The organism is Staphylococcus caseorum, assembly GCF_049943195.1.
In the GTDB taxonomy this organism is placed as follows: Bacteria; Bacillota; Bacilli; order Staphylococcales; family Staphylococcaceae; genus Staphylococcus; species Staphylococcus equorum_A.
On sequence record NZ_JBNFUA010000001.1, the window covers coordinates 2,745,964 to 2,766,445 of the forward strand.

General features: G+C 33.2%; 18 protein-coding genes and 1 riboswitch. Of the genes, 9 read left to right on the forward strand and 9 right to left on the reverse strand.

All coding sequences use genetic code 11. The features are described 5' to 3' along the window. The first annotated feature begins 261 nt into the window (after positions 1-261). The 3 genes from ACP3TL_RS13680 to ACP3TL_RS13690 all read left to right on the forward strand — a co-directional run bounded on the left by ACP3TL_RS13680 (position 262) and on the right by ACP3TL_RS13690 (position 3,515). A complete protein-coding gene (locus ACP3TL_RS13680; protein ID WP_285325736.1) occupies positions 262-1,020 on the forward strand; it encodes an aggregation-promoting factor C-terminal-like domain-containing protein in 759 nt (252 codons plus the stop codon). Positions 1,021-1,160: 140 nt separating this feature from the next. Next, positions 1,161-1,269, forward strand: a riboswitch (SAM riboswitch). 63 nt (positions 1,270-1,332) lie between these two features. Continuing rightward, positions 1,333-2,490: an aminotransferase class I/II-fold pyridoxal phosphate-dependent enzyme gene (locus ACP3TL_RS13685; protein ID WP_069833174.1), complete on the forward strand. Its 1,158-nt coding sequence runs from the start codon at positions 1,333-1,335 to the stop codon at positions 2,488-2,490. Between the two features lie 20 nt (positions 2,491-2,510). Then, positions 2,511-3,515 carry a D-lactate dehydrogenase gene (locus ACP3TL_RS13690; RefSeq protein WP_285325735.1) on the forward strand — a complete coding sequence of 335 codons (1,005 nt, stop codon included), beginning with the start codon at positions 2,511-2,513 and terminating at the stop codon, positions 3,513-3,515. A gap of 93 nt (positions 3,516-3,608) precedes the next feature. On the opposite strand, the gene copZ is transcribed toward ACP3TL_RS13690, so the two are convergent. From copZ to ACP3TL_RS13705, 3 genes are all read right to left on the reverse strand, one after another. Then, entirely contained in the window at positions 3,609-3,815 is a 207-nt protein-coding gene (copZ, locus tag ACP3TL_RS13695) for a copper chaperone CopZ (protein WP_069818151.1), read from the reverse strand. A 56-nt stretch (positions 3,816-3,871) separates the two neighbouring features. Further along, on the reverse strand, positions 3,872-6,256 hold the full coding sequence (locus ACP3TL_RS13700) for a heavy metal translocating P-type ATPase (RefSeq protein WP_069833176.1): 2,385 nt from the start codon (positions 6,254-6,256) through the stop codon (positions 3,872-3,874). A 181-nt stretch (positions 6,257-6,437) separates the two neighbouring features. Further along, positions 6,438-7,889 (reverse strand): SulP family inorganic anion transporter, encoded by a 1,452-nt coding sequence (locus tag ACP3TL_RS13705; RefSeq protein ID WP_285325734.1) that lies wholly within the window; start codon positions 7,887-7,889, stop codon positions 6,438-6,440. A 208-nt stretch (positions 7,890-8,097) separates the two neighbouring features. Between ACP3TL_RS13705 and ACP3TL_RS13710 the strand changes: the two genes are divergently transcribed. The 3 genes from ACP3TL_RS13710 (at position 8,098) to ACP3TL_RS13720 (ending at position 11,789) form a co-directional block, all read left to right on the forward strand. Beyond that, positions 8,098-8,859 carry an ABC transporter ATP-binding protein gene (locus ACP3TL_RS13710; RefSeq protein ID WP_285325733.1) on the forward strand — a complete coding sequence of 254 codons (762 nt, stop codon included), beginning with the start codon at positions 8,098-8,100 and terminating at the stop codon, positions 8,857-8,859. Next, the gene (locus tag ACP3TL_RS13715; protein WP_277575651.1) at positions 8,849-10,738 is read left to right on the forward strand and encodes an ABC transporter permease; all 1,890 of its coding nucleotides are present in this window, start codon (positions 8,849-8,851) and stop codon (positions 10,736-10,738) included. Before ACP3TL_RS13710 ends, ACP3TL_RS13715 begins: the two co-directional genes overlap by 11 nt. A gap of 181 nt (positions 10,739-10,919) precedes the next feature. Then, positions 10,920-11,789 (forward strand): SDR family oxidoreductase, encoded by an 870-nt coding sequence (locus ACP3TL_RS13720; protein ID WP_069833178.1) that lies wholly within the window; start codon positions 10,920-10,922, stop codon positions 11,787-11,789. Between the two features lie 74 nt (positions 11,790-11,863). Here ACP3TL_RS13720 and ACP3TL_RS13725 read toward each other — a convergent pair whose 3' ends face one another. The 6 genes from ACP3TL_RS13725 to ACP3TL_RS13750 all read right to left on the reverse strand — a co-directional run bounded on the left by ACP3TL_RS13725 (position 11,864) and on the right by ACP3TL_RS13750 (position 17,194). Next, positions 11,864-12,520, reverse strand: coding sequence for an ATP-binding cassette domain-containing protein (locus ACP3TL_RS13725; RefSeq protein WP_069818156.1), 657 nt, complete (start codon positions 12,518-12,520; stop codon positions 11,864-11,866). 5 nt (positions 12,521-12,525) lie between these two features. Next, positions 12,526-12,837: a YxeA family protein gene (locus ACP3TL_RS13730; RefSeq protein ID WP_069818157.1), complete on the reverse strand. Its 312-nt coding sequence runs from the start codon at positions 12,835-12,837 to the stop codon at positions 12,526-12,528. After that, complete coding sequence (locus ACP3TL_RS13735; RefSeq protein WP_069833179.1) at positions 12,837-14,786, reverse strand: DUF1430 domain-containing protein; 1,950 nt, start codon at positions 14,784-14,786, stop codon at positions 12,837-12,839. Before ACP3TL_RS13735 ends, ACP3TL_RS13730 begins: the two co-directional genes overlap by 1 nt. A 57-nt stretch (positions 14,787-14,843) precedes the next feature. Next, positions 14,844-15,125 carry a lactococcin 972 family bacteriocin gene (locus ACP3TL_RS13740; protein ID WP_069818159.1) on the reverse strand — a complete coding sequence of 94 codons (282 nt, stop codon included), beginning with the start codon at positions 15,123-15,125 and terminating at the stop codon, positions 14,844-14,846. Between the two features lie 306 nt (positions 15,126-15,431). Further along, positions 15,432-15,638 (reverse strand): hypothetical protein, encoded by a 207-nt coding sequence (locus ACP3TL_RS13745; RefSeq protein WP_069818160.1) that lies wholly within the window; start codon positions 15,636-15,638, stop codon positions 15,432-15,434. 134 nt (positions 15,639-15,772) lie between these two features. Continuing rightward, the gene (locus tag ACP3TL_RS13750; RefSeq protein ID WP_069833180.1) at positions 15,773-17,194 is read right to left on the reverse strand and encodes an SLC13 family permease; all 1,422 of its coding nucleotides are present in this window, start codon (positions 17,192-17,194) and stop codon (positions 15,773-15,775) included. A gap of 161 nt (positions 17,195-17,355) precedes the next feature. On the opposite strand from ACP3TL_RS13750, the gene ACP3TL_RS13755 reads away from it, so the two are divergent. The 3 genes from ACP3TL_RS13755 to ACP3TL_RS13765 all read left to right on the forward strand — a co-directional run bounded on the left by ACP3TL_RS13755 (position 17,356) and on the right by ACP3TL_RS13765 (position 20,480). Continuing rightward, positions 17,356-18,552, forward strand: coding sequence for a DUF819 family protein (locus tag ACP3TL_RS13755; protein WP_069818162.1), 1,197 nt, complete (start codon positions 17,356-17,358; stop codon positions 18,550-18,552). A 64-nt stretch (positions 18,553-18,616) separates the two neighbouring features. Continuing rightward, positions 18,617-19,069 (forward strand): sugar O-acetyltransferase, encoded by a 453-nt coding sequence (locus ACP3TL_RS13760; RefSeq protein WP_285325732.1) that lies wholly within the window; start codon positions 18,617-18,619, stop codon positions 19,067-19,069. 394 nt (positions 19,070-19,463) lie between these two features. Continuing rightward, positions 19,464-20,480: a PTS sugar transporter subunit IIC gene (locus ACP3TL_RS13765; RefSeq protein WP_069818164.1), complete on the forward strand. Its 1,017-nt coding sequence runs from the start codon at positions 19,464-19,466 to the stop codon at positions 20,478-20,480. Positions 20,481-20,482 lie beyond the last annotated feature (2 nt).

Consider the following 20,482-nt stretch of genomic DNA (forward strand, 5'->3'; position numbering starts at 1 on the left):
AACATTTATAGGTATATGAAAAGTATATTTTATTTGTTTAGAGCGTAACAAAACAAAACGATTATATTTCAATGTTACAAAGAGAAGCTTTATCTGTAACGTTTTGTTATCTTAGTGTAATATAATTGACCGAAATTTATGGTATATTATTTGTGGCGAAAAAATAATACATAAAAATTAATTGCTTGAAGCACATAGGATAATTTAATTAACGAAAATATAATTTTACTTAAAAAGATTTAAATGGAGGATTTTTTAATTATGAAGAAGACAATTTTAGCATCATCATTAGCAGTAGCATTAGGTGTAACAGGATACGCAGCAACAGCAGACAACAATCAAGCTCACGCTTCAGAAGAAAACATCGACAAAGCGCATTTAGCTGAATTAGCACAAAGTGGTGCTGCAGAATTAAACGAAAAACCATTACACGCTGGTGCGTACAACTATGATTTCGTATTAGACGGTTATGAATATACTTTCACTTCAGACGGTCAATCATGGTCATGGGATTATGATGTAGCAGGTGCTCAAACTGCATCTTCTAACGTTTCTACAAATACAACTCAAGACGTTAGGACACAAGCAACTACTAACACGAACGAAAAATCAGCAAGCGAAGTAAGTACGCAACAACAATCAAGTAATGTTGACGTAAAATCAGTTGCAGCTCCTAAAGCTTCAACTACTACAAAAGTTGAAACTACACAAACAAGTACAACAACTACAACTTACGAAGCTGCAAAAACTTCAGCTGCTGCAACAGGTGGATCAGTTAAAGCTCAATTCTTAGCTGCTGGTGGCACAGAAGCTATGTGGAATACTATCGTATTACCTGAATCAAGCGGTAACCCAAATGCTGTTAACCCAGCTGGTTACAGTGGTTTAGGTCAAACTAAAGAAGCATGGGGTACTGGTTCAGTATCTACTCAAACTAAAGGTATGTTAAATTACGCTAAAGAACGTTACGGTTCAGTTGATAATGCAATAGCTAAACGTCAACAACAAGGTTGGTGGTAGGATTTATATCGCTAAATCATAAAATTTAGTGATATAAATCAAGAGAGTGACTCACAAGAGTCGCTCTTTTTTTATATACTTTAAAGTTTATTGACAAGAGTGAATATTCTGATAAAATTAAAGCTAATTAAATAAATGAAAACTTATCCAGAGAAGTTGAGGGATTTGGCCCTATGAGACTTCAGCAGCAGACTTATGTCGTAAGTACTGTGCTACTTCCAACAAGTGACATGACTTGATAGATAGGTGACATGTGAAAACTATATGCCACTTCATTGGGTATATAGTTTTTTTATATAGGAGGACTTTTTAATGTCAATTTCAGATAGATTAGCACAAATTCCCGATAGCTACTTTGGTAAAACGATGGGTCAAAAGGTTGAACATGGGCCTTTACCATTAATCAATATGGCAGTCGGTATCCCTGATGGCGAAACGCCAAAAGGTATTATTGATTGTTTCGCTGATGCGATACGTCTTCCTGAGAATCAGAAGTATGTAGCATTTCATGGTAAAGATAGCTTGAAACAAGCAATTGTAGATTTTTATGAAAGACAGTACCAAGTAGAATTAGATAAAGAAGATGAGGTTTGTATTTTATATGGAACGAAGAATGGTTTAGTAGCACTCCCAACATGTATTGTTAATCCGGGAGAAAATGTATTACTACCAGATCCTGGTTATACGGATTATTTGGCAGGTGTGATGTTGGCTGATGCGCAGCCTGAGCGACTGGTGCTTAAAGCGCCATATTATTTACCTGAATGGGATAAAGTAGATAAAGATGTGTTAGCTAATACACGTCTAGTTTATTTAACATATCCTAATAATCCAACGGGTTCAGTAGCTACAAAGGCTGTATTTGATGAAGCTGTCGCAAAATTTAAAAATACAAAAACTAAAATTGTTCATGATTTTGCATATAGTGCATTTGGTTTTGATGGTAAGAACCCAAGTTTGCTTCAATCAGAAGGTGCAAAAGATTTAGGCGTAGAAATTTTTTCACTATCTAAAGGTTACAACATGTCAGGATTCAGAGTGGGTTTTGCAGTAGGGAATAAAGACATGATTCAATCATTGAAGAAATATCAATCGCATACACACGCTGGTATGTTCGGTGCGTTACAAGATGCAGCTACTTACGCGCTGAATCATTATGATGATTTTTTAGAAGAACAAAACGAAACATTTAAAAGACGTAGAAACCAATTTGAAGCAAAACTCAAAGCAGTAGATATACCTTTTGAACCGATGAAGGGCGGTATTTTCTTATGGTTGAAAACACCATCTGAATACGATGGCGAAGCGTTTGTTGAATATTTATTACAAGAACAATCTATACTTGTTGCACCTGGCATACCTTTTGGTGAACATGGGCGTGACTATGTACGTATTTCATTGGCAGTTGATGATCAAACATTGATGGAAGCAGCAGAACGTATTCAATCGCTTAAATATCTTTATCAATAATAAAATAGGAGTGAATTTAGATGACAAGAATCAAACTTTTTGGCGTGCGTGAAGAAGATATTCCTTACATAGAAGCATGGGCAACAACAAACAAAGTAGAGGTGGATTTAGATAAAGATTTACTTACTTTAGATACAGTAGATCGTGTAGAAGGATTTGATGGTTTATCTTTATCACAGCAAATTTCATTAGATGAAGCAGTATACAAAAAATTACATGATTTTGGTATTAAACAAATTGCGCAACGAAGTGCAGGTTTTGATAGCTATGATTTAGATTTAGCTCAAAAATATAATTTGATTATTTCAAATGTACCTTCATATTCACCACATTCAATTGCAGAATATACAGTGTCTCAAGCACTTAACTTAATTCGTAATTATAATGATATTCAACAAAAAACAGCATCCTATGATTTTAGATGGCAACCTGCGATATTATCACGTTCTATCAGAGGTTTAAAAGTCGCCGTAATCGGCACAGGACGTATTGGTTCTATTGTAGGTAAAATTTTTGCTCAAGGGTTTGACGCTGAAGTTGTGGCATATGATATTGAACCGAATGAGCAATGCGAAACATATTTAACTTATAAAGATAGTGTGACTGAAGCTGTAAAAGATGCAGACATTGTCACTGTACATATTCCAGCTAGTAAAGAAAATGATTATTTATTTGATGAAGATTTATTTAATACGTTTAAGAAGGGGGCTGTATTTGTCAACTGTGCACGTGGCACGATTGTAAAGACAAGTGCACTTATAGCAGCCTTGGATAATGGAAAGTTAAAAGGTGCAGCGCTTGATACTTATGAGGGAGAGAAAGGATTGTTCCCTAGTGATCAAAGAGGCACAGAACTTAAAGATGATATTTTAACTCAATTAATTGAAAGACAAGATGTTATAGTGTCTCCTCATATTGCATTTTATACAGATGCAGCAGTCGAAAATTTAATTGTGGATGCACTAGATGCAACACTAGAAGTATTGAACACGGGTGATACAGGACTGCGTGTCAATACTTTATAAAGTGGTTTTAACATAATATTAAAAGTAATATAAGTAATAAAAAAAGTGGGCGCATCAAAGATGAGGCGTCCACTATATTTGTGTACTATTCATTTATTTTACATCATAACCTTGGTCTTCGATTGCTTCTTTCATATGAGACATTTCGACTTTGCTGTCATCATAATCTACTTTAACATTATTTTCTTCAAGGCTAACATCTGCTGTGTTAACACCATCAAGGTTAGTAAGTGCTGACTCTACTGCTTGTTTACAGTGATCACAACTCATGCCTTCTACTTTAATTGTTTCTGCAGTCATACAAATCACCTCCTTAAAATAATGAATATCTTTATTATGATTATTTTAAAATTGAATTATAATTTCATACGTTTAAGTCGCAATGCATTAGTGACGACACTCACAGAGCTTAACGCCATTGCAGCACCGGCGACCCATGGTGCGAGTAACCCTAATGCTGCAATCGGTATACCAGCTACATTGTAACCAAATGCCCAAAATAAGTTTTGACGAATATTGCGTATCGTTGCTTTACTGGCTTTCATGGCTTTTGGAATTAATAATAAGTCTCCACCAAGAATTGTAACGTCAGCAGCTTCTATGGCAACTTCTGTACCTGTACCAATTGCAATACCAATGTCTGCTTGTACAAGTGCTGGTGCATCATTGACACCATCACCAACCATGGCTACTGTCTTGCCTTGATCTTGTAGCGCTACAATTTTTGAGGCTTTTTCTTCAGGTAGTACGTCGGCAATTACTGTATCGATGCCTACCTGTTTTGCAATGGCTTGTGCAGTACGTTCGTTATCTCCAGTGAGCATCACGACTTCAATATTTAAATCATGAAGTTGTTGAATTGCTTCACTTGTTGAAGCTTTAACAGTGTCTGCAACAGCGATTGTTCCTTTTAATTCGCTATCTATGGCAATCATCATTGCTGTTTTTCCATCTTGTTCAAAACGTGATAATTGTGTTTCTGCACCGTTTATTGCAATATCTTGTTCTATCATGAATTTGCGATTACCAACGCGTAATGATTTACCATCAATCGTTGCTTTTATACCGTGACCTGGTATTGCTTCGAAATGTGCTACTTCTAAAAATGGTATATGGTTCTTTTTAGCGTAATTCACAATAGATTCCGCTAAAGGATGTTCAGAACCTTTTTCTGCACTTGCGAGTAGTTGTAACACGTCATCATCACCATCGAAATCAGTGACTACGGGTTTACCATTTGTAATTGTACCTGTCTTATCTAATACAACAGTATTGACTTGGTGTGTACGTTCAATATGCTCGCCACCTTTAAAAAGAATACCATTCTCCGCAGCTTTTCCAGTACCTACCATAATAGAAGTAGGTGTAGCTAACCCAAGTGCACAAGGGCAGGCGATTACGAGCACTGCGATGGCAGCAACTAATGCAGGTTCGAATTGTCCTGTTTGTACGAGTGTAATCCATATAATAAATGTGAGTAAAGCAATGCCAACTACAATCGGCACAAAATAGCCAGAAATAATGTCAGCAAGGCGTTGAATAGGTGCTTTAGATCCTTGTGCTTCTTCTACAACTTTAATAATTGAAGCGAGCGCTGTATCTTTCCCAACTTTAGTTGCTTCTACTGTAATAGAACCATTTTTATTCATTGTGGAACCGATGACATTATCATTTTGAACTTTCTCAATGGGTATAGATTCACCAGTTAACATAGATTCATCTATAGAAGTGGTTCCTTTAATGACTTTACCGTCTACAGGTATTTTCTCACCAGGTTTAATGACAAGGTAATCACCTTGTACAACTTCACTTAATGGAATCATTAGTTCTTCTTGATTACGTAACACACGTGCTTCTTTTGCTTGAAGGTTGAGCAATTCACTTAAAGCGTTTGTAGTTTGTGTTTTTGCGCGCGTTTCTAAATATTTTCCGAAGAGAATCAATGTAATTAGCACTGCACTCGTTTCAAAATATAAATGCGGTGTATAATTCGCAAAGCTTAACCATTTAATCATTTCATATAAACTATAGAAGTATGCGGCACTTGTACCTAAGGCGACAAGCACATCCATGTTGGCAGAGCCATTGCGTAAATTTTTATAGGCACCTACGTAAAATTGCCAACCGATAATAAATTGGATGGGTGTAGCTAATGCAAATTGAAACCATGGGTTCATAAAAATATGCGGAATTTGCATACCAAAAAGATGCACGAACATTGTAAGCAATAAGGGTGCTGCTAAAATTGCTGAAATAATAAGTTTAGTACGTTTGTGTTGTAACTCTTGTTCTTTTTGCGAACTTTTTTCACTGGCAGCTTGTTTCGGTTTTGCATCATAACCTATTTTTTGAATTTTTTTAATCAAATCATCAATAGAAGTCATTTCTGGATTATAAGCAATCGTTGCATTTTCAGTAGTTAAATTGACATTAGCATGTGCAACGCCAGTGTCACGGTTTAATACTTTTTCAATTCTATTCGAACATGCGGCACAAGTCATGCCGATAACATCGAGTTCCGCTTTTTCGGTTAAGACACCATAACCTGTTTTTTCAATGGAATGCGTAAGATCTTCTATGGTTGTTGATTCAGGATTATAAGCAACCGTTGCTTTTTCAGTTGTAACGTTCACAGTGGCATCTACATCATTTATTTTATTTAAGTTTTTCTCTATACGATTTGCACATGCGGCACAAGTCATACCGGTGATACCTAAAGTCGTTTTTTTCTTTTCGGTCATGAAGACAACCTCCTTTCATATATATAATTAAATATTAGTGACAGAGTCGTTTTTTAAATTGCTATATTTTTAATATACCCCCACTAGGTATAAATGTCAATTTTTGTGTTTAAAAAAAGAGATTGAAATAAGGGCTTAGTTTTAAAAACTTACCGATATTTCAATCTCATAGATTCATATTTTATAAAGGATGTTGTTTGTTTACTTTGCTTAATTCTGAAACAATTTTACGACTGTCTTTGTTGAGGTGTTGTACATAAATTGTATTTTTTTTCTTATGATAGTTTTCTATTAAAGTATCAATCGCATTCACTGCGGAATCATCCCATAAGTGAGCTTGACTAAAATCTAAGTAAATTATTTTATTACGTAATTCTAAATCAAGTTGATTCATCATAGAATCTATAGAGACAAAGAAAATCTGTCCTTTGATTTTGTAGTGAATAGTTTCATCGACTTCTTCATAATCTACAGTAACATTTGAAATTTTTGTAGCAAAACAAAGGGCACTTACAATGACACCAACGATAACACCTAAGGCAAGGTTACTCGTGAATAGCACAATAGCTACAGTAAGTACCATGACTAATGCATCAGTGCGTGGTGCTTTTTTCATAAATTGGAATGAATGCCAATCAAACGTCCCTACGGATACCATAATCATGATACCAGCTAATATAGGCATAGGAATTTGAACGACCCAATCACCAAATACGATAATTAAAACAATCAAAAATACACCAGCTGTAAAAGTAGAAAGGCGCGTTGTTGCACCAGAGCGAACATTAATTACGGATTGACCAATCATAGCACAGCCACCCATTGCACCAAAGAATCCTGTAATGAAGTTGGCAATACCTTGTCCACGTGATTCTCTATTTTTACTACTATACGTATCAGTTGCTTGGTCTACGATACGTGCAGTTAATAAACTTTCCACAAGTCCAACAATTGCCATAGATAACGAATAAGGCAAAATAATTTGTAATGTTTCTAAGTTAAATGGCACATCAGGAATGAAAAATTGTGGCAATGAACGTGTGATTTGTCCTAAATCACCAACAGTTTCGACTTTTGCGCCAGTTGCTAAGTAAACAATAGTAAGCAAAACAATTGCGATAAGTGGCGCGGGAATTTTTTTGAATACTCGTGGCAATAAGTAAATAATGAGTAGTGTAGCAATAACAAATAAATATGTAGGTATCGATATACCAAATATATGTTTAATCTGTGTCATAAAAATAAGAATCGCTAAAGCATTAACGAAGCCAATCATGACAGAGTTTGGGATGAACTTCATTAAACGACCAACTTTTAATACACCAAAAATAATTTGTATAATACCCATTAATATTGTTGCTGCCAGTAAATATTGAACGCCATGGTCCTTTACTAATGGCACAATGACTAAGGCAACAGACCCTGTAGCTGCTGAAATCATTGCTGGTCTACCGCCAACAAAAGAAATAACAACTGCTATAATAAATGAAGAATATAGACCGACCATAGGATCTACGCCGGCAATGATAGAGAATGAGAGGGCTTCAGGAATGAGCGCAAGCGCCACAAGGATACCAGCTAGGATATTGGTGCCCGGAGCAGTGAGCCATTCTCGTTTAAGTTTATTTAACATCTTCTTGTACTCCTTATTTAAAATTCAATTAGACTATTATATCATATGACAGAAGTGTAGATTTAAAAAATTAGAATCAAAACAATTTCATATAAGTGACAAAGTTGTCATTTTAAAATAGCTTTTTGTTAGTTATAACAAACGAAAAGAAAAAAATAATTAGCTATGATAGTTATATAGAGAAAAAGATGACAAGGAGTGAATAAACATGTCGATATTAAAAGTAGAAGGACTAACAAAAAAGTACGGTAACAGACATCAGCAACAAGAAGTGTTAAAAGGGATAGATTTTTCAATTGAAAAAGGTGAATTTGTTACCATAATGGGGCCTTCAGGCTCTGGTAAAACAACACTTTTAAACGTCCTAAGTTCTATTGATTATATAACGAGTGGCACAGTTGAAATTAATGGCAATAAAATAAATAACATGAGCAACAAAGCGTTAGCAGATTTTCGTAAAAAAGAGATAGGTTTTATTTTCCAAAACTATAGTGTCTTACACACATTAACAGTAAAAGAAAATATCATGCTTCCTTTATCAATTCAAAAAATGTCTAAAGCAGAAAAAGAAAATAATTATAATGAAGTAACAAAAGCGCTAGGTATTCATGAACTGGGTCATAAATATCCGAATGAAATTTCTGGAGGACAGCAACAGCGTACTGCAGCAGCACGTGCCTCGGTACATAAACCTGCTATTATTTTTGCTGATGAGCCTACAGGCGCATTAGATTCAAAAAGCGCACAAGATCTTCTTAATAGACTTGAAGATTTGAATGAAAGCATAGATGCAACGATTGTAATGGTCACACATGATCCAGTGGCAGCAAGCTATTCTAAGCGTGTCATTATGTTGAAAGATGGTAGTGTTCATTCTGAAATATACCAAGGTGATGACTCGAATCAAGCATTTTACAAAAATATCATTCATATGCAAACTGCCTTGGGTGGTGTAGCGAATGAGTTTTAATCAAATCGTAATTAAGAACTTCAGACAAAATATACGGCATTATGCGATGTATATATTTTCGTTGATTGTCAGTATCGTATTATATTTTAGTTTCGTTACATTAAAGTATACAGAGAGTATAAACAATGTAAATTCAATGTCTATTATTAGAAAAGGGTCTGAATTAGGGTCATATTTCTTATTTGCGATCATACTTATATTTTTAATGTACGCAAATCAATTATTTATAAAACGACGGACACGCGAATTTGCTTTATATCAATTGATAGGTTTAACACGAAGAAATATTATGCGCATATTATTAATTGAACAGGCCGCAATGTTTTTAATAACAGGATTGATGGGCATCATTATTGGTGTCTTTGGTTCGAAGATTCTCTTAATGATTGTACTCAAGGTATTAACTATAGACACGAGTGTATCATTAACGTTCCAATTACCTGCTGTTATACAAACCATTTTATTAATTATCGTGTCTTTCCTATTGATTATGGCACAAAGTTTCATCTTTTTACGTAAGCGCAGTATATTATCAATGATGAATGATAGTACAAAATCTGAAGCAACTCAATCTAAGATGACAGTTATTGAAGTTATCTCGGGTATCTTAGGCATAGCCATGATTGTTTTGGGTTACTACATGTCTACTGAACTGTTTGGCAAATTCGCGGAGCAATTAATGTTCGCACCATTCGCTATTCTGTTTTTAACTATTGTAGGTGCATATCTGTTCTTTAGAAGTTCAGTGTCGTTGATTTTTAAAACAGTAAAACGTTCAAAAAATGGTAACGTGTCTATAACAGATGTTGTATTTACGTCTTCAATTATGCACAGAATGAAGAAAAATGCATTGTCACTCACAATAATAGCGACGATATCTGCTGTTACTGTAACCGTGCTGTGTTTTGGTGCAATCAGTAAGTCAACGATTGACGATACAGTGAAACAATCCTCACCACAAGATTTCAATTTTCTAAAAAATAAACAAGCACAACAATTTGAAGATGAATTAAAACAAAAGGATATAGGTTATAACAAAGTATATAAAGAAGTTACTCAATTAAAAGTAACTAAAGAGAATTTTTATGATTACAGTAGTAATTTTGGTGAAACTGATAAAATGTTTATAACAAGTAATAAATATTTTAATGATAAAGGTATTACGGATCATAAAGCTAAAATGATAAATATGGCTTCATCTGCAGGTATAATGAAATTCAATTTAAATACAAAAATTCAATTTGACACTAAACCAGCGCAAACATTTAAAGTAATTGATGCTAAAAAAGAAGTGGATTTTAAAAATGATGTCAGCTTTGCTTCACCAGTATTACTCATAAGTGAACAGCAATATAATCAATTAAAACCACAGGGCGAAGAAACACGTGCGCAATATGGTTATGATTTGAAGAATCAAAATAATTGGAAAGAAGCTAATAAAATCGCTCATTCCGTTCATTCTGATATCTATCCTCAAAAATTAGTACGTCAAGAATTGAATGACTCTGCAGGTATTTTATTATTTGTCACATCATTCTTAGGATTAGCATTTTTAGTTGCATCAGGTTGTATCATCTATATTAAACAGATGGATGAAACAGAAGATGAGATACCGAGTTTTCGTATATTACGCAAAATTGGATATACGCATAGTGATATGCTCAAAGGGTTAGGACTTAAAGTAATGTTTAATTTTGGACTCCCACTTGTTGTGTCATTATTACATGCATATTTTGCAGCTAAAGCATTTATGTTGATCCTCAGTACTACAAATATGTTACCTGTCTATATTGTTATGGGTGCATATTCAATCGTTTATTGCATATTTGCAGTTATGTCATTTATCCATTCAAGTAGAATCGTTAAACATTCTATCTAAATCCGAATAATAAAATTAATAATTTAAAAGTTTAGTCAACACACTATAACGGAGCAGTTATAGTGTGTTGTTAGTGCATTCGTTTTATATTGTTCAAAACTAATTAAAAATTCAAAATGTTTGTATATGTTCTGAAGTGGTATCTAGCAAGTAATAGGCGTAAAAAATGGAGGTATTACAAATGAACTTAACTGAATTTCATAAACAAATTAAAGGTTATACGCAAGATAGACAGCCAGGAATTGAAAAAGATATGAATCCACAGCCACTTTCAGAAATGAAAGATTACAAGAGTAGTGGTAAATTGAAAGGAAAAGTTGCTTTGATTACCGGTGGAGATTCAGGTATTGGACGTTCAGTGGCAACACTATATGCTAAAGAGGGCGCAGACGTTGCGATTGGATATTATGATGAACATGAAGATGCTGAAGCGGTAGTACATCGTTTGGAGGCTTTAGGTGTAAAAGCAAAAGCCTATGCACATGATTTGAAAGATGTAACATCATCACAAAACTTAATTGAAAAAGTCGTAACTGACTTTGGTGGATTGAATATATTAGTTAATAATGGTGGCGTTCAATTTCCAAAAGACAATTTTGAAGATATCACACCAGAACAGGTAAAAGAAACATTTGAAACAAATATTTTTGGAATGATGTTTTTATCTCAAGCCGCAGTGCCACATTTAAGTGATGGTGACGCGATTGTTAATACTACAAGTGTGACAGCTTATAGAGGTTCGGGGCATCTTATAGATTACTCAGCGACAAAAGGCGCGATTGTTGCATTCACACGCTCGTTGGCAACTACGTTGATTGAAAAAGGCATTCGTGTCAATGCAGTGGCACCTGGCCCGATTTATACACCTTTAATTCCAGCAACATTCACAGAAGACAAAGTTGAAGATCAAGGTTCTGACACACCAATGGGACGTAGAGGGCAACCAGCTGAACTGGCACCATCTTATGTATTTTTAGCAACATACGCAGATAGTTCGTATATTACTGGGCAAGTCATACACGTCAATGGTGGAGATTATATGACGTCATAAATTTATAGATGAGGATTAAGAGAGTAAAACAGCGAGACTCCTATTGAAAAGGGGTCTCGCTGTTTTTGTTTTCCTTAAAATGTATCGAGATTGTTGAATAACGAATCATTTAAATCTTCCATGTTTACGACAACATTGCACTTTTTAGCAACATCAATGTCATGTGTTGCTATTATGATAATTTTATTGTCATTTAAACATGCTAATAACTTATCTAGAATTTTTTCTCCATTTATTCTGTCTAATGATCCTGTTGGTTCATCGGCTAGTATAATATTAGGTTTTTTTAACAACAATCTAATTAAAGCGATGCGTTGTTGTTCTCCACCGCTTAATGTTGATATTTTTCGTTTTAAATCAACATTTACATTTAATTCCTTTAATAATATATTTTTACGTTTTCGTTTTTCTGCTTTCGAATGTTTTTGGAAGGCTAGTCCAATATCTAAATTGTCATCAACTGATAAATTATCTATTAATCCATAGTTTTGAAATAGATAACCTAATTGCGTTTTATAGAAATGGTTATCAGCAATTAATTTTTTGCCATTAAGATATATATGACCTGAATCTATTTTTTCAAATCCAGCAATACTATTTAATAATGTGGATTTACCGGATCCGCTATACCCCATTAAGGCATATGACTTACCATTTTTAAATGAGTAATTTAAATCTTTAAATATAGTATTTTCTTCTTTTGTAATTGTTAATCCTTGTATTTTTATCATTATCATCACCTAATATTTTTGGGGAGCGCTTGTTTCTCAATATAGTGTATTTCTTTCACGTATGTCCCTTTATGAATGATTTCTACAAACTTTTTACTTGGATCATAACCACCGAATGTTAATTTATAGTTCAATTTTTCCCCATTCTTGGAATACGCTGTGACATCGTTATATTGCTGTGTGTGTTGTTTAACTATGGCATACGATTTTTCTTCTTGTAGAAAAGGGTTAAATCTATCAAAGTTATCATTTGTTAGGAATGTAGTAACAGCAAGTATTATGATAACAATAATAACGATAGTTAATTTTTTACTCATTATTCTAACTCCTTTAAATTGATTAGGTTATTTTTTTCTAACTTATTTATATATATACTTTGTATTAATATTTGAATAATTATAATAAAGATAAATAAAAGGAGGATTGTGCTATTATTCATAACTGCTATAGATATAACACCAACTAAAATGACTAAACCATTACTCAATAGTAAGTATTCACTATGATTTTTAATCAAATTGAAACCATGTATTTTTCTTATCATTAAAAATTTCATGTTTTTTTCAAAGTATTGTTGGATATCAAAAATTATTGTTAATACCAGTGTGATAAAAGATAAAAGTATTGAAATAGATATAATAAGCATTTTTATGTTAAGTGCTTTAAAATCCTTTAATACGATGTCTTTGTAATTTGTAATGCCATTTACAACATCTTCTAATCCATATTCCTTCAAATGTTTATTGGTATTTTTAAAATCTTTAAACAAGTAACTACCTTGTGTGACTGATGAATAATAAAAGTTATCTCCTAGGTCTGTTGCATCTATTAATACAACTAGAGGGTTTTTACTAAAATTATTTTTTAAACTAGATCTGGTATCAAAAGTGTATATTTCAAAGTTATCATTTGTTTGTTTCATGTTAATTTCTTTATTTCGATTATTATCCTGTTGGAAGTTAATCCAATCTTTGAAATCTTTTTTAATTTCTTTTTTAAAGTTATGCGCTTTAGTTGGTAATAATAAGTCAATTGTATTTTTAGAATTGGAAAGCTCCAATCGTTTATTAAATGCACTATTATAGAAATCTACGAAATTGCTATTTAAAAAAACAACATTACCATTTTCGGGAGTGTAATTCGTAGGGTGGGGATGATATAAATTATTGTGTCTAATAAGTAATGATTCATGTTTTGCTTCAGTATTTGAGATTAATTTATGAAATTTTTTGGATATATCACTTTCTTCTGAATGAGTGTACTTAAGTGGTGCAACTTCAATAACGTAATAATTATCTAACTTTGTCCAGTACTTTTCAGTTTCTTTAATCTTTTTCAATTCATGATATGAACTTAAATTTTGTACTAACAAAATTGCTAATACAATTAGAATAATTATCTTGAACGATACAGTTATCATTCGTAATAATGTATAGGGTTTTTTGCCTTTGATAATTAGTGGTATATCTGTTTTTATAAATAGTGTATAAGAGCAAAGTGAAATTAAAAAAAGTACGCTGAATAAAATGATTATGCCTAAGAAAACACGTACTATAAAAATAAAAGTATTGTCTGAAATGTCCAATGCTAGTGATAAAATTATTATAGAAATTAAAAAGAAACTTAATAAGAAAATGTAGTATAAACATTTCTTACGTATATCTTCAGACATTATTTTTGAAATTGAATAACCATGTAATTTTTTAATACCATATTCTTTGAATTTTATATTGGCTATTTGTAAAAAATAAAAAATATAAAGTATTAATATTGAAACCATAGGGAATAGCAGCCCCTTATCATTTATGACAGATAAAAATAAGACGAATTTATTTAAACTAAGTATTTCTGAATCTACGCCTTTTTCCTGTAGTAGCTGTTTAATATTATCGGAATCAAATGAATCTCCTATTACAAAATAATTCCCTCGGACATCTTTACTAAGAAGGGTATCGTAGTTGATATATTTATACTTAATATGATTTTGGAATTTTGGTTTTTCTTCGTTAAATGAGTATATATATTTGTATGTGTCTTGATTCGTATTTGATATAGATTTATAGATTGTTATATTTTCCTTTTGGGAAATGGATTCAATTGTTTTATAAATTTCTTGCTTATTGTGACTATAATTCCAAGCAGAAATGTTTAATATGGTATGACTACCAGGTAATAATTCTTCCTCTTCTCTTAATGTGAATATCAGGACTAATATAGTAATGATACAAAGCGTTATAATATCTAAGGTCAATTTTATTATTTTCATACAGTACCTCATCAATTAAGGAAATGAATGCAATTTGTATTCATTTCCTTGCTATTATTAGTAAACGTTGTAATATGTTCTATTTACGAAGAATGATTTTGGAGCAGATGCTCTAGCTTGGATACCTGCTCTTGTTTTTCCGCTATAGGATTTATATTTACCCACTGCTGTAGAGCCATGTGCTTTATAATTATTACTGTAATATGACCAAACATATTTGCTTCCTACTCCATAATTCCAAATTCCACCTTGTGCATAGATAGTTGCTGCATTTGCTATTGTTCCAGAGCCTAATACTATTGCTAAATACAATAAAATACTTATAATAGTCTTTTTCATTTACATAGCCTGTTTTTGTATTATTTTATTTTACTATATAATTTTTATCGAAATATGTCATTATGCTTTTTTTACACTTACCCTTTAAAAATTTATATTTTCCCACAAAAAAAGCGCATATCCTTTAAATATTAGGAGATGCGCTTAATTTATTCGTTTGAAGGTCGTCTTGGAAAATCTATTTGTTGAAATTTATGTTAATAAGGTAAAACAATTACACTATCGATACGAAATTGGGACAAGATTGACACCCAGCATATCAGATAACGTTTGTTCTGTAATTATCTAGAAGAAAGTTGATAAACTTTAAAAGAAATCAGAAGGGATAAGATCATCTAATTGTAAGTGCTTTAATGAATCGAAATTCACACTTTCTATACTTTGAAGTAATTCACCATTTTTAGCTTGGTTATAATAATTAACTACTTCTGCTTGTACGTCATGGTCTTGGAATGTTTTAACTACGCCTAATATCAGTAATACTGCGATGGCCCCTTTAATGATTGTCTTCATAATAAATGACTCCTTCTATAAGTTTATATACTTATTCTATACCGTTTTGTACTTTGTGACATGCGTCCCTAGTATCGAAATTATATCATACCTTAGATGTATCACGACGTTACAAACTATTAAGTAACGTCTATTTATAAACCGAATACAATAGGTAACCAGAAATATACGAATAGTGAGATGATAACAATTGCACACATGTTTAAAATAAATCCAGCTTTAACCATGTCTTGCATTTCTAATTCATCAGAACTAAATACAGCAGCATTTGGTGGTGTTGAAATTGGCAACATAAATGCGCAGGTTGAGGATACTGCGACAATTCCCATAATAATAAATGGGTCTTGGCTAATTGCTGCGGCTAAACCAATACTGATTGGCATTAACATATTAGAAACAGCTGTATTAGACATCACTTCTGTTAAGAATAAAATAGCTGTCGTCAATACGATAACAACAAGAATTAATGGTAAAGGTTCGACGAAACCTAACATACCACCAAACCATTTTGTCAGTCCTGAATCTTCAAATGCAGCAGCTAAGGATAAGCCACCACCGAACAATAACAATATCCCCCATGGTAGTTTACTCATGTCATTCCATACGAGTAACGCGCCATTAGATGACTTAGCGGGAATAAGGAAGAGTAACACAGCACCTAACATTGCTATAACTGTGTCTGATAAGTTTAAGGAAGCAGGCAAGAGACCGCCACCAATCCACAAGATACTAACGAAAAGGAAAACAATACCTGTTAATTTTTCCTCTAAACTCATCGGACCTAAATCATGTAAAGATTTCTTTGCAAAATCTGATGATATTTTATCGGAGTCTTCAATTTTAAATAACCATTTTGTCATTAATAAGTATAAAATGATTAACAATATAATTGTTAATGGTAAGGCGAATAACATCCATTGCGCAAAGGACACTTCTCTATTTAAAGTAGAGGAAGCGATGGCTGCGAAAACTGCATTTGGTACTGAACCAATAAGCGTTGCTAAGCCGCCGATAGATGCAGAATAAGCGACAGTTAATAATAATGCTTTCCCGAATTTGTGCGCTGATTCTGGTTTGAGGAATTGTGCATCTTTAATTTCTTTTATTAATGCTAAAGCAATTGGCAACATCATGAGTGCAGTTGCTGCATTGGAAATCCACATTGAAATAAATGCAGTTGCAATCATTGTACCTAAAATAATACGATTACTATTTGAACCCATCAAAGAAATGATGGTCATAGCAATTCGTTTATGTAAATTCCATTTTTCAATTGCCAGTGCGATAATAAAGCCACCCATATACATAAATACGATTGGATCAGCATAAGCACTCGCAGCTACTTGTTCATTTGTACCACCACTTAAAGGTAGTAATATCAGTGGAATGAGTGATGTAGCAGGTATGGGAATTGCTTCTGTAATCCACCATGTAGCCACAAAAAGTGTGACTGCAAGAACAGCACGTGGTTCATCCGCTAAACCTGTAATACTAGGTATAAAATAAAAAATGATGAAAAGTGATGGTCCTAAGATTAAACCAATTTTTTCTTTCATATGCAAAAATCCCCCCTTGTTATTGTCTACAGTTGCAAGAATATCAATTTAAAAAGAGCAAAACAATGTATTTTTTCAGAAAATTATAAAAATTAATGAAAAATGCTGTTAAAATGTATTTAATATCTTAAAATAAAAATTTATTTCAAGGGGGGAAGTTCATGGTATTAGGTGCACTTATAGCTAAAGATGACACGTGGACGTTATGGGCTATTATTATAGTTTGGGCAACAGTTAGTTTATTCCTAGAACAGCGATACAAGTGGGCAAGTACAATTTCAGGAGCAATTATAGCACTGGTGGGGGCAATGCTCTTATCAAACTTTAAAGTGATACCAACGAGTTCACCAGTGTATGACACGGTATGGGATTTTATCGTGCCACTTTCTATTCCATTATTATTATTCAGTTCAAATATTTTAAAGATATGGAAAGAAAGTAGACGATTATTATTCATTTTCATGATTGCTTCAGTAGGGACAATGATAGGTACAGTGGTCGCATTTCTTACTTTAAATCAATGGATACCTTATCTTTCTAAAATAGGTGCCATGATGACTGGAAGTTACATTGGCGGTGGCGTGAATTTTGCAGCTTTGAGTTCTAAATTTCAAACACCTGGAGACATGGTTTCTTCGACAGTAGTTGCTGATAACAGTGTTATGGCACTGTATTTCATATTACTTATAGCCCTTCCATCAATGCCTTGGATAAAAAAACATTTTACTACTAATTATAAAACTGAAACGACACCTGAGACACATCAGTCATTTTGGCAACCGAAAAAAATTCAATTATTAGATATTGCATTTTCAATGGCAAGTGCGATTGCGCTTGTGGCAGTTAGTTTCAAAATAGCAGAATTGATACAACTATGGGTACCTAAAAGTAATCTCATATTAACAATTATTGTATCTTTTTTTGGTGATTCATATTTATTATTAACAACATTGACATTAATCGTTGTTGCTGTCTGGGGAGATTTCTTTGAGAAGTTAGCAGGTGCATCAGAAATCGGTACTTTCCTTATTTATATATTCTTTGTAGTCATTGGTACACCGGCTTCATTTGCTACAATTATTACAACTGCACCATTGTTGTTTGTTTTTGTCATTATTATTTTGATTTTCAATTTAGGTTTAAGTCTTATTTTAGGTAAGCTCTTTAAATTTAAAATTGAAGAAATATTGTTAGCAAGTAATGCAACTGCGGGAGGACCTACTACTGCAGCAGCATTAGCTATTGGAAAAGGCTGGTCTGGTTTAGTGGGACCGATACTTATTATTGGCACATTGGGTTATGTAATAGGTAATTATGCCGGAACAATAATGTATCAATTACTTATCCAACTAGGATAAATTGTAAAAGGTGCTAGAATACGTAGGTGTATTTGACGAAATTTAGTGAGGGAGGGGTAAATGTATGAGTGAAAAAGAAAAGATGTTAGCAGGTGAATGGTATGACGCTAACTTTGATGAAGCTTTGGATGTTGAAAGAAATAAAGCGAAAGATCTTTGCTTTGAATTAAACCACACAAAGCCGAGCAATTCAGAAAAACGCAATGCAATTTTAACTGACTTACTCAATGACAAGCCAGATAATTTAGAAATATTAAGCCCATTCCAAGTAGATTATGGCTATAATGTTTTTTTAGGAAATAACGTATTTGTAAATCATGATTGTTATTTTATGGATGGCGGAAAGATTTTCATTGGAAATCATGTGTGGCTAGGGGGCAATGTTGTAGTTTTACCCGGTGTTACGATTGGTGATGGAGCAGTCATTGGGGCAGGTAGCCTTGTGGCGAAAGATATTCCAGCAAATGTAGTAGCAGTCGGGATGCCAGCTAAACCTATCAGTAAAATAGATAATTAATAGATAAAAAGCGATGATAGCATTCATTACGTAATGGATGTTACCACCGCTTTTTTCTTGTACATAGTGTAAATAATCATGAAATATAAAAATAATCTACAATAGTCATTATCATTAAATCGTGTAATATTAAAAAACAAATTAAAACAATGTAGAAAAATATTCCGCGGAGCTTAAATTTAAAATAATAAAATTGTTCGGAATATAATAGTGAAATGTGTTAAGATATAAAATGTGAGTGAAAAGGTAAGTAGTATAATTGTAGATTAATATATAAGATAGATGAATCTGATTTTTAGAAAGGAATCGATAAATCCGCTTATAGTTAGAATTGAAACAATTATTTCCACAGAAAACATAACTACTTCAAGAAAAGGAAAGAGGCATTTCAAAGATGGATATATTAATTGGAACTTTGTTTTTAGTTGTAGTATTAGCGTTATTTACACTGTTTACATATCGAGCACCTATGGGTATGCGTGCAATGGGTGCTTTAGCAAATGCTGCAATAGCAACATTCTTAGTTGAGGCATTTCATAAATACGTAGGTGGCGACCTATTAGGTATTAAATTTTTAGGTGAACTTGGTGATGCTGCTGGAGGTCTTGGCGGTGTAGCTGCAGCTGGACTTGTAGCATTAGCTATCGGTGTTTCACCTGTATATGCTTTAGTTATAGCTGCGTCATGTGGAGGGCTAGATTTAATACCTGGTTTCGTAGCTGGGTATGTTGTTGGTTATCTAATGAAATATGCGGAAAGAAAAGTACCAGATGGTATAGATTTGATCGTAGGTATTTTAATTATTGCACCATTAGCAAGATTAGTTGCGACGGGTATTACCCCATTAGTAAATAATTCATTGTTAAAAATAGGTGACATCATTCAAAGTTCTACAGAAATCAACCCAATTATTATGGGTATTATTCTTGGTGGTGTTATTACAGTAGTAGGAACAGCACCGTTAAGTTCTATGGCTTTAACGGCATTACTTGGTCTGACTGGTATGCCAATGGCAATTGCTGCTATGGTTTCTTTCTCATCATCATTTATTAACGGCACAATGTTTAATAAATTGAAATTAGGTGATCGTAAATCAAGAATTGCTGTTTGTATTGAACCGCTATCTCAAGCAGATATTGTATCGGCGAATCCCGTTCCAATATATACTGCGAATTTTATAGGTGGTGCATTGGCAGGTGCGGTTATCGCTTCTTCTGGAATGGTAAATGATGCAACTGGTACGGCAACACCACTAGCTGGTTTCTTAGTCATGTTTGGGTTTAATGATCCATTGAAAATTTTCATTTATGGCGCAATTATCGCTGTTATTGGTCTAATTGTAGGCTATGTATGTTCTAAAATTTTCAAAAATTATCCAATTGTAACGCAAGAGGATATAGAATCCCGTTAAAA